The 12,062-nt window shown below is 42.5% G+C and carries 6 protein-coding genes and 1 pseudogene; 2 read left to right on the top strand and 5 right to left on the bottom strand.

The features are described from left to right. Nucleotides 1-71: 71 nt before the first annotated feature. The 5 genes from V7K97_RS00290 to V7K97_RS00270 form a co-directional block, all read right to left on the bottom strand. A complete protein-coding gene (locus tag V7K97_RS00290) occupies nt 72-1,706 on the bottom strand; it encodes an ammonium transporter (RefSeq protein ID WP_334798714.1) in 1,635 nt (544 codons plus the stop codon). A gap of 810 nt (nt 1,707-2,516) precedes the next feature. After that, nucleotides 2,517-5,198, bottom strand: a complete 2,682-nt coding sequence (locus tag V7K97_RS00285) for a sensor histidine kinase (RefSeq protein WP_334798713.1) — start codon at nt 5,196-5,198, stop codon at nt 2,517-2,519. A gap of 436 nt (nt 5,199-5,634) precedes the next feature. Then, on the bottom strand, nt 5,635-6,822 hold the full coding sequence (locus V7K97_RS00280) for an FAD-dependent oxidoreductase (protein WP_334798712.1): 1,188 nt from the start codon (nt 6,820-6,822) through the stop codon (nt 5,635-5,637). A 327-nt stretch (nt 6,823-7,149) separates the two neighbouring features. Continuing rightward, nucleotides 7,150-7,458, bottom strand: coding sequence for a hypothetical protein (locus tag V7K97_RS00275; protein WP_334798711.1), 309 nt, complete (start codon nt 7,456-7,458; stop codon nt 7,150-7,152). 97 nt (nt 7,459-7,555) lie between these two features. After that, on the bottom strand, nt 7,556-8,533 hold the full coding sequence (locus V7K97_RS00270; protein WP_334798710.1) for an ADP-ribosylglycohydrolase family protein: 978 nt from the start codon (nt 8,531-8,533) through the stop codon (nt 7,556-7,558). A 141-nt stretch (nt 8,534-8,674) separates the two neighbouring features. Between V7K97_RS00270 and V7K97_RS00265 the strand changes: the two genes are divergently transcribed. Next, nucleotides 8,675-11,506: an ATP-binding protein gene (locus V7K97_RS00265; protein WP_334798709.1), complete on the top strand. Its 2,832-nt coding sequence runs from the start codon at nt 8,675-8,677 to the stop codon at nt 11,504-11,506. 115 nt (nt 11,507-11,621) lie between these two features. Next, nucleotides 11,622-11,948: pseudogene (locus V7K97_RS00260) on the top strand (Uma2 family endonuclease); the annotation flags it as partial. Nucleotides 11,949-12,062 lie beyond the last annotated feature (114 nt).

Raw genomic sequence — 12,062 nt, 5'->3', positions numbered from 1 at the left:
GCAATTAATCCAAAGATGGATTTTGGGGACGGGCAGTGTGCAAACAATATCCCTACTCAGGAAAATATCTGTTATTTTTTGGATTCTAATGGATAACTGTCAGGGTTCGCTGATGAACTAATGACATATTCAGGGTAGGCTGGGATGCCATGCTCGTGTAAATCCAAACCTGACAATTCGCCTTCTTTCGATACACGCAGTGTCCCAGTCAAGTTTACCAAATACATCAACCCCATTGCCACCGCAAAGGTAGACACAGTAATAATTAGGTTGCCGATAACTTGTGCGCTCAACACTTGTATCCCTCCACCATAAAGCAGACCTCGTAAGGGTGCAGAGACATCAGGCGAGATTGGGCCAGTCGCGCCGAATTCACCAGTGGCAAACAAGCCTAGCGACCACGTTCCCCAAATCCCGCAAAAACCATGTACAGGAACTGCACCAATCGGATCGTCAATCCGAAGCCATTCCAAGAGGTCTATGCCTAGAATTACAACTACGCCAGCTACCGCCCCAATAATGATAGAACCTGTTGGATTCACCCAATAGCAAGGGCAAGTGATCGCAACTAAGCCCGCCAAGAAACCGTTGACTGTAAAGCTCAAATCCCACTTTTTGGTTTTCGGATATCCAAAAAACAGTGCCGATAAACCACCTGCACACGCTGCCAAGGTAGTATTAGCGGCAACCCGTCCAGTCCCCACAAAGTCCATTGCTGAGAGTGTCGAGCCGGGGTTGAAACCGTACCAGCCGAACCACAGAATCAGACCACCGGAAGCAGCAATTACAAGGTCATGGGGTAACATTGGCCCGCCACCGTCGCGCTTAAATCTCCGACCCAAACGTGGCCCAAGAACGATCGCACCAGCCAGGGCAATGAATCCCCCAATGGTGTGAACAACTGTAGAGCCGGCAAAGTCATGGAAGCCAATTCCTAAGAAAGGCAAGAAAGTGTCTTTGCTGCCCATCGTTGCCAGAAAACCGTCTGGTCCCCAAGCCCAGTGTCCGATAATTGGGTAGATGAATCCAGAAACACCAATGCTGTAGAGAATATCGCCAATAAACCCTGTCCGCCCAATCATCGCCCCAGAGGTAATAGTTGAGCAGGTGTCTGCAAAAGCGAACTGAAACAGCCAGAATGCCAGAAATGCTACGCCTGTAGTTTCATAAGTTGCGGGCGCACCTTGCAAGAAAAACCAATTTAGTCCAATCAAGCCGTTACCATGACTGAACATGAAAGCAAAGCCCCATGCATAGAACAATAAACCGCAAAGACAGGTGTCAACGATACACTCCATCAAGACGTTGACAGTTTCACGAGAGCGGCAAAAACCTGCTTCCAGCATCGTAAAACCTACCTGCATTGCGAATACTAGGAAGGCCGCTAGCAGTGTCCAGAGTGTATTAATCGGGTTAACAATGTCATTGCCTTTGAGTACTGGATCGGCTGCCAGAGCTGGTGTTCCCATCAAATTGGGGATGATGACAAATACCATGAACAGCATGATGATAGCCATTCCCTTGCCTAGCAGTAGTAAGTAACCGTAGCGCCTCCACTCTTTTTCACGCAAACGCTGTCGCAATCGTACCAACTTGTTAACTTGCTGACTTTGCTCAACAGTCGTCGGTATTTTCTTGATTGTGGAGAATTGCTGAGACTTAACCCGGAAAAAGCCTTTCTTGACTGGGGTAGATACCGCCTTCACAAAAAAGCTCCAAAAGCTTGTTACCAAATAGCCAAATATGTTGAGGCAATTTAGGCTCTTTTTTCTCAAAGAACTACAAGCCTTAAATAAGATATTTTTTAGTTTGCTTCTCTTGTTACCCACTAAGTAAAACCTCCATTAAGGTAAGTATTGTTAAACAACCCCAACTCAATTTTCAGGAAAAATTTGAAAGTATTTGTCTCTAATACACTTGAGCGTGATTGTCTCGAAACTGATAGCCCATCACATTAAAATAGTTGCTGTAGTATCAACGACGTTTTTCAACAAGAGGTTGACCACAGTTTTTTAATATCAAAAATCCTGATATTGGGGAAAACGTCAAGGAGTCAAGAGGAAGTTATCTTCGTTACATCAGTAGCGAACAATTGTTTCCTTACAATATCAGTGTTTTCCGATATTAAGATAAAATCATCCAGAATATTATTAATTTTATATACAACAAGTGAAGAAGTTGTTACTTTTAAGCACCATAATAAATCTCGTCACATCTGCGTCATAAGTTTGTCATATATTCGTCAAACAAATGTGAAAATCTGAAATCCCCCCGATGTATTGGGGGGAAACAAGAAATCCAGTTCCCTCACGCCACTTGCTACAACGGGGGGAACCCCCGCAAAGCAGTGGCTCCCCAATATATCGGGGAGGGTTAGGGTGGGGTAAAACCTAGGTTAATCAACTATTTCAGACTTGTGTGTACACCGTAACCTTAAAGGAAGTGAGGAATGGAAGTGAGGCAAAGTGTATTGCATTCAAACAAGAACCGCTATATTCGCGTTTGGTTAGAGGTTGTTATTTGGAAGTCTCCACTCCCCACTCCCCCGCCTTTTTCCAAGGAAGTTTTACCGTAAATCGGCTACCTTTTCCTAACTGACTTTCGGCATGAACAGTTCCACCGTGCAACTCGACAATTTTTTGCACCATCACTAATCCTAAACCAGTGCCTGTAGAACGACGGGTAGAGGCATTTTCAACCTGCACAAAAGGTTGGAATAATTTAAAAAGGTCATCAGAAAGCATTCCAATACCCGTATCTACCACACTGAAAAAGATATATTCATTTGTGGAATTTGGCTGGACTTCAATCCAAACTTCACCTCCTTCTTTAGTAAACTTGATAGCGTTAGTCAGCAAGTTGATAAATACTTGGAGAATACGGCGTTCATCGACTTGGATGGGTTCGAGTTCTTCAGGTACTTGTGCCCTCAGTCGGATATTTTTCTGGAACGCCATCTGTTTGACAAAACTCAGGCTGGAGTCACATATTCCCTGAATCGAAGTAGTAGTTAGTTGCAGTTCTATCTTGCTGGATTGAATATCGGTAAGGTCAAGGATCTGGTTAATCAATTCTAGTAGGTTCTTACCGTTAGATTCCAGAATATTTAGAGATTGGCGCTGTTCTTCACTCACAAGGCTGTATACTTCATCTTGGAGTGATTCTGTAATTCCCAGAATGGAGTTTAAGGGAGTCTTCAGTTCATAGCTGATGTTTGTTAAAAAGGTGCTTTTGGCACGATTTGCTACTTCGGCAGTTTCTTTAGCCTCACGCAGATCGGATTCTGCACGTTTGCGATCGCATATTTCTAAAGTTAGGGCGACAAATTCCGCCATTGAGCTAACAAAGTTTTGCTCACTCAGTTCCCATATCCGAGGAATACCAACCTGTTCATACAATACTGTTCCCACCACTTCGCCCCCAACCCAAATAGAGGTATCAATTAGGGATACAATGTTATTTGATTCTAATAGTTCATCAGATAATTCCCGTACCCGTGGATCGGTGCGAGTGTCACTGACGGCGATGGTATAGCTAGATGCCAAGGCTTTAAAGTAGATGGGATAATCTGCAAGGTTGCGTTCTAAACCTGCCGAATGTCTTTGGTTGCTACGTTCATAGAGACTTATACATTGTAGTTTGGTGCGTTGGCGCAGCCCGCCTTCTCTACGAGACGCTCCGCGAACGGCATCCCCATTGAATAACCACACGCCCACTCGCTCTACTTCCAAAGCGTTAGCGGCTTTTTCGGTGATGACTTTGAATGCTGTTTCCAGATTTCCTTCAAAAATCCCTTTGTGATTTGCCAGCTCTACCAGTACTCGATGATGCTGTCCCAGTTTTTGCTCACTGTTGATGTGTTCTTGAGTTCGCTGCTTAACTTGCAATTCTAACTCTTCATTTTTGGTAGTCAGTGCGGTAAAAGTTTTGCGTAAATGCTGGGCCATCTCGTTGAAAGATTCACTCAGCACCTCTAGTTCCTTAATACCCTGTACTTTCACCACAGAGTCTTCATAATTGGTAAAATCGGCTAAATCTTTTGTCGCGGTACTGAAGTCCAAAATTGGCTGAGTTATCCAACGGGCGGTAAAAATCCCCATTAAAATAGCTAGTCCCAATGCTCCCACACAGAGAAAAATTGTAGTTTGAGTGTTGCGATCAATTTGTCCCATAAAGTCTGCTTCGGGGACAGCCACTACTATTAACCAATTGACATTTGCTTCGCCCTTGAAGGGTCTAACTTCTAAAAATTGTCGTTTGCCGTCAAACGAGAAATCTAGTTGCTGTAAACTTGGAATCTGGTCAAAGTTACTAAATTTAGTTGTTAAATATTTAGCGGTTGCTTGAGTAAAAGAATTACTACTCTGGGAAGCTGCTAACCTAATGGGTTTACCATTTTGTAAGCGGAATGGTTCTTCGGTTGTGGAACTTGCTACTAATAGCCCCGATCGCTCGATAATATAACTTTGCCCAGACTTGCCAACTTTGATGTTTTGCAGCAAATCTCCAATTTGTGATAAGTGAATGAGAGTGCTGTTGACTCCGAGTAACTCATCTTGGGAGTTATATATAGGAAGAGAAGCACTAATCAGAAGTGTTGGTTCAGTGCGAGGTGTAAAAATCTGACTAAAGCTGAATTTTTTGGCGGTAACTGCTGTTTGATAATCAGGACGCGATCGCGCATCATAGTTTTTAATCACCTCTGGTAGTTGGGTACGTTGACCTTGAGAGTCAATTTTGTAGGTGTAAAGGTCGTAACCAGTTGACTTCCCAGCTTTTCTGAGTAAAAATTGGCGATCGTTGAGCTTCTCCACCGCTAGATATTCTTGCTGTTCATTGCTTGCCGTTAAGGCCAACGCATCTGGAAAAATCTTTAACTGCTCTATTAAATATGACTCCCAGGTTGCCAGATTCTCTATCTTCAGCAACCCCATATCAATGATATTTTGATTCCCGCGTAGTACCTGACGCGGGGTTGAAAGATAAGTTTGTAAATTCTGCTCGACTCGATTAGCAACTTCATGGCGCAATTCGGTAGCTACCTCATTTACTGCTTTTTGCCCGTTGTCGATTGATAAGTATGCAGTCAATCCCACAGCTAGCAATATTTGCAGGAGAAACAACCCTACCAGAATTAAACTTAGAGGTACGGCTTTCAACAGGGAAAAAACACCACTTGTCCCAGTATTTTTGTTCATCTGCCCACTCTCCCTACTTCCCCGTCCTCTCCTGTAGTACTGAGTACAACACCTGGAGTTTGCTGTTCTGTGGGCTGATGCATAGTTTGTACTCGGTCAGGTCAAGTGCCAATATAGCACTTCTGGCAAAAGAACAAAACGTTAGTTAACTGCACTTAGAGATTTCATCAGTCAAATATTGCCGTGAACAACAAGATCCCCGACTTCTTAGAGAAGTCGGGGATCTAAACCTTGTGAAGATTGCTATATAACCTTTCCTAATTATATCGGACTTACGCACTATACAAATTAAGCATCATGTGTATGACGGAATTCGGTCGTTTCAAACTATAGAGCGATCGCCCTCAAACAGAATGATTTAAGACTTAAGTATTGACAATTTAAGTAAGTCGGCGCAATTGTAAAGCAAATATCTTTCTTTTTTCAGGATTAGAAATTACTTCGCGCCAAAAAACGCCAGCATTTTTTCGAGCGCGCCTGCGCTGTGCATCCGATCTCCATTTTCTAAAGACTGCTGCGCTGCCTCAGCCGCTCTTTTTCTCATTTGGTTTTCGTAAGAAGCAATAGCAGTTTGTATCTCACTAAAATTTTCGTTGCACAAACACTGGCTCAATTCCAAAGCATCAAGCATAGCCATGTTTGCGCCTTCTCCTGCAAAGGGCGGCATTACATGTGCGGCATCGCCGAGCATGGTTAAGTTGGGCTGGGCTTCCCAGTTTTGATTCAAAGGCATACAATAAATGGGTCGCCCAATAAAAGGTGTGGCTGCATCTTCAAACAGTTCGTACCAGATACTGCTCCATTCGGAATATTCTTCTTTGAACCATGCCAGCATTTGTGTTTTATCATAATAATCTAAGCCACTATTTGCTGCCCAGTTTTCATCTGTTTTGAAACTTGCGTAAAAAGTTAGGTCACCATTGCCTTTGAGACCCATCAATAAATTCTTTGTATTTCCGAAAGCCATTATTTTTCCGCCATTCAGCAATTTATAAATATGAGGCGTTGCTTTTTTTGCATCATAAATATTGCCTTCAAGCATTGTAATGCCTGAATAAAAAGCTTTGACGTCTGTGATGTATGGACGGATTTTAGAATTGGCGCCATCAGCAGCAATGACAATATCTGCGTAAGCAGATGAACCGCTTTTGAAATGCAACAACCAGCCCACATTTTGTTTTTCCATTGAAATCAAATGGCTGTCCCACACAACTGTTTTCAGTTGTAAAGATTCCAGCAACATATTTCGTAATGGACCACGGTCTATTTCAGGACGAAAATGTTCACTGTCAAAATCTTCATCAGGTTTGGTTTCGTGGTCGCTAAAAAATATTTCTGCACGTTCATTCACGATAACCATTTTATCGGCACCGGGACGAAAATTCTTTTTAAACTCGCTTAATAAATTTGCTTTGCGTAAAGCCGCCATTCCCGACCCTTCATGCATATCAAGCGGCGAGCCTACCATACGAGCATCTTTATTAAAATCTCGTTCATACACTTTTACGTTTGCACCTTTGAGTTGTAAAAGTCGTGCTAAGGTTAGTCCACCGGGACCGCCACCAACTATAGCGATTTGTTTATTTTGTATCCACTTAGCTACGACTTCATCCATAAGTTCCATAAATCTTATTTTAACGTATGCAGCAACGCCGCACGCAAGCGACAGAACTATTTATTATACGGAATTTTTCCGTATAATCTTTTTCTAAATCTAGATATATCAAGCATTACAAGCACCTCTTGTCGTATTATACCGAAAACTTCTTTTTTATATCCTAGGACTAGCCCTTTCAAGGTGGCCAACGAAGATACGTTGTTTCAGTGCTAGCATCTTGAATCATCCGCTCAGATTTTGGGCTTTTTGAAGATTTAAATAACCAATCTTGGTTCCAAATTTCACCACCTTGAAAGGGCTGGTCTTATCTAAATAAAAAAATTGACAATCAATTTATGGTGATTTTTTATTAGCCTTCTCTAACAGGGATTTTCCATATTCATCAGCTTCTAAAGAATCCTCAAAAACAGGAACTCCCATTTTTTCAAGATACCTTATATATATTGCATTCCATTGATCATCTTCAACTAAAAACATATAAATGTCATTTTTATCCACAACATATATTAGCCCTCTGTTCAATTTAGGCGTACCCCAAATATAAGAATTTTCTATTAAACCGATATGCGTCGTCAGATAATCATGGATCAGATCATCAGTAATTCCAGGTCTAGTCTTAACTTTAACTTTTCCAGTTTTCATATTTATAATTTACTATTTAACTAGGACAAGACTTGTTGCATGATAAACCCAACAATTTAAGGTTTACTTTATAAATGGTCTTTTATAATCATGAACATCAGAGCCACTGTTGTGCCAAATTTAATAGCTTGTCTACTCGACTTTCTAATTCTTGTTTGTACACCAATTCTTCTATCCATTGTCGGGGGATGTTTTTGTACCCAAAATGCGCTCCTAACAAAGCTCCAGCAACAGCAGCATTAGTGTCGGCATCGCCCCCTTGATGAATAATTTGGAGAATCCCATCTTCATAAGATTTTGCGTGTTGAAGTGCCCAAAAGCCAGCCCCCGTTGTCTTGAGGGTGTACCCAGTTCCACCTTTTTCTCCAGGGTTTAAACCTTCGTCTAAATCTAGTGCTTCTAAAGACAAAGTTGCGGCTTTCTCAAAATACTCTTGAATAGACGGATGGTATTCTTGCACGACAATCGCTATGGATTGCATTAAGGAGTCAATATCAATTTCTTGGCGTAGTAAAGCGCTAATTGCAAGACTTACCGCCACGCATGAACCAACGCACCGAGGATCGTAATGGGTAATTTGGCAAACCTGCTCGGCGTTGTGTCTAACTTTTTCAGGAAAGGAATATTCCCAAATACCCAACACAGAAGTTCTCATTACACCGCCATTGGCAGCCGCTTTCTGCCCAGATGCTTCCCAAATCTGCTTTGCAACCAAATGAGGGTTATCTAAAAAATTAGGAGAGTGGACTACAGAATAAACAGTTTGACCCATACCCATACCGTCTGTAACTGCCCAATGATGAAAGCGTGCCGCAATATCAAGTATTTCAACTTGCTGCTTTTCTAACAAACTATCGAGAATGCACAGCATCTGGTCAGTATCATCTGTCCAATCACCAGGAGTCCAACCACTTACATTGTGATAGCGAACAATTTGACTGTAGCTGCTCAACCCATCTGGATATTCTTTGCAAACTTGAGACTTTGGTATCCATTCTGTCCCAAAACCCAGAGCATCTCCTATGGCTTGACCGAAAATGACACCACGAATTTTATCAACTACAACTGAATCCATATTATTCTTCCTTAATAAATCTAACTGTAGACAGATGAAATTTGAAACGCTAATTTTAGAAAGTCTCTGTTCAGAACACTTAGTAGATGGGAACTCTAGCTAATAAGGTTAATTACAGTATCCCACCCAACATTGCCAATCATGTCCCATCCTCCTCATCCCACTTTAGGCGAATATTCTTACCCTCGCTTGACTAGAAGCCTGAGTGCTGTTGAAAGTTGGGGCTTTGGTTTGACAGCTCATATTTCTTGGACAGCATTGGTTCCAGCAATTCATGCAGCTCTGGGTCCCCAAGCTATTTTTGTCTGGATACCTGCGGTGATTTTGGGAATGCTGCTCAACTATCAGGTAAAACGCTTAGGTATGCATTTCATAAATGTGGCTGGAGGAACACCCAACTATGCTACTAAGCTGCTGCAAAACTACCCAGGATTAGCTCGCTATGCAGCAATTGGATACCTCCTGAATTGGGTTTCCTACCTGTCAGTTAATACAATCGTACTCAGAGATTTAATTAAAGTGAATTTGGAGGCGTTGGGTATTAGCTGTCCAGACATATTTCTGGATATCAGCTTTACACTGTTGCCTTTTATCGTGGCGTTTAGTGGGACTCGCGCCCTGAGTATTTTACATTTGTTTTTTGTAATTCCAGCCTTTGGACTGCTAATCACCTTCTGTATACAAGGTCTTGGTTGGTTAGCGTTTTCTCCGATTAGTCCTGGGTTTTTTCCTAGCACTTGGTCATCTTTGAGCTTTGTGGATTGGGCAAAGTGGTTCTTTTTCGTCACTTATGCAACCTATAGCTGTGAAACGGCTTCTTCCTTTGTCGCCGATAGCCGCAATCCTACCCAAACGTTACGCTTTCTAGACGTTGCGGCTTGGATGATGCCCCCTATCTTTTTGGGAGGGTCTTGGGTAGTGATGCGGTTAGCAACAAATCCCAACCTTCAAGACAATGCTTTCCTAAATCTTGTGGCGGCTTCTCAGCCCTTTTGGGGAAAATTCGCTGGTTTAAGTGTTTCTTTTTTGCTCGTAGCTGCTTGTCTATTAGGTTCGGCAACTGTGGTTTCTAATTGCCCACGAATTTTGTATCAACTGGCTTTAGATAACCACATCTCACCAGTATTTTCCGTTGTCTCCCGTCGGGGTGTGTTTGTCCCAGCCTTGACATTAACACTGGTGTTGTGCTTAATCTACTTGATTTGGGGAGATGTCGCGCAAATCGTGGCTGTTGGTAACGTGGGTTGGTTTGTCTCCTTTATGTTACTGCATCTGGGGCTTTGGCTGCGGCGCGATCGCCCCGAAGTTTTATTCCCTCGCCTATCTCTGGGTATTCTGTTGTTAGAAGTTGTGGTGCTGCTGGTGGGCGGATTTGCCTGGGGTTGGCTCAACTTGCTGATTGGGCTGTTCTTTCCCATTGGTGTCCTGGGAATTGATGCGGTGATTCGCCGTGTGAATTTCGCTCCATTCCATCCCAGTTGGTGGATGCGGCGATATCGCACACGCCCTGTGGTAATCATTAAAGACTCAGTAATTCTTCAGGTGAGCATCCTAATTTTTTTACTGTGTAGCGCCGTGGGAGTTGGCTGGTTATTTGGTGTCAAACTTAATAAAGTGACAAGTGCGGGGGGTGAAAATATCTTTGTGGTGCTGCTGATGAGTGTAGCATTTGTGGGAGTAGCGATCGCCTGTTGGACAACTTTACCGCAAGTGGTGGCGATCGCAGAAGCCCGAGAAGCTGCCGAACACCTATTTACTGTTGCCCAAGATGCTATTTTAGTGGTAGACGATCAAGGCATTATCCGCCAAGCTAACCCAGCCACTAAATCGTTCTTTGGTGTTAACTCATCTGAGATGCGGGGAAATCACCTCAACTTATGGCTACCTGCATTAGTCTACCATCCAGAGCAGTGGGCAAAGCGTAGCGAACAAACCCTAGTTGCCAATGGGAAAAACAGAACCCTGGAAGTTTCCATCTCAGACCGACCACATCAGGATTTTCAAGAGTATGTCGTCATTCTCCACGACATTACCCAGCGCAAACAAGCAGAGCAGATATTGCGATACTCAGAAGCACAATTGCGTCAAGAGGCAAAACAGCTAGCATCTCAACTAGTGCAGAGTGAAAAAATGTCCAGTTTGGGGCAGTTAGTAGCAGGTGTAGCGCACGAAATCAACAACCCAGTTAACTTTATCTATGGCAATATCAATTTTGCAAATCAATATATCCAAGATTTACTGGGACTGCTGCAATTGTACCAGCAAAACTATCCTAATCCAGTAACGGAAATTCAAGAAGAAACAGAAGCCATCGACTTAAATTTTCTGATTGGAGACTTGCCAAGCTTGCTAACTTCTATGACGGTTGGAGCCGAAAGAATCACAGAAATTGTCCTATCTCTGCGAAACTTTTCCCGATTAGATGAAGCAGAGATGAAAGCTGTGAATATCCATGAGGGGATAGATAATACGTTGACGATTCTGGAACATCGCTTCAAAGCTAAATCTAACTATCTAGCAATTGAGGTCATTAAAGAGTACGGCGAACTGCCATTAGTAGAATGTTATGCTGGACAACTCAATCAAGTATTTATGAATCTTCTGGCAAATGCCATTGATGCTTTAGAAGAGGCAGTGGAGAATGGTGAGTGGGGAGTAGAACAAAAAGCGCTCCCTATTCCCAACTCCCTAGTCCCTACTCCTCAAATACGCATTCATACTAAACTTACTAGCGAAAATCAGGTAATTATTGGCATTAGCGACAATGGTACAGGCATTCCAGAAAAGGTACAAAAACACTTATTTGAACCATTCTTTACTACTAAACCAATTGGTAAAGGTACTGGGTTAGGTTTATCTATTAGTTACCAGATTATCACCCAAAAACATGGGGGAAAATTACAATGCATTTCTGCTCCTGGACAAGGGACAGAATTTGTAATTGTAATTCCCCTAAACCAGCAAGGTATCTGATAAGCTAAAAAAAATCTAAGTAATCTAGTTTTGGCTGTTAAATGTTGATAAACTTCTTTTAAAATTTCTAGAATTTCTATGGTTGGTGTCCTAGCAACTCCTCCTATAGCAATATAGCCAAGCGGAATCAATACCTTTAGTAGTTGAGGTAGTGAATAGCAATTGGCGTGATGATTATTTAAAAAAAGCTGCTGACTATGAGGCTGTAGGCATCCCAGAATACTGGATTGTAGACTATGCGGTTTTAGGCGGTAGGCGATTTATTGGCAACCCTAAACAACCAACTGTCTCGCTTTACACTTTAATTGAGGGAGAATACCAAGTCAGCCAGTTTCAAGGTAGCGATGGCTGCGGTGGTAAACAACGCATTATAAAGGGTAGGTTGAAAACCCCTGAGAAACAGCAACGCAGTTGCGTATTTCGTACTTCAGGCAGGGGATGAAAACCACGATGCAGGCTTTAGCCTGCCTTGATGCAATGCTTTCTAATTAATTCCTCTAAAAATTCGCTAGCACTAATACTACTTTTAACAGCCAATTCTTGTACAGAGTACCAA

This window comes from Nostoc sp., assembly GCF_036917815.1.
Lineage (GTDB): Bacteria > Cyanobacteriota > Cyanobacteriia > Cyanobacteriales > Nostocaceae > Nostoc.
Note: the sequence above shows the minus strand (reverse complement) of the source record. Positions and strands in the feature narration are given on the sequence as shown.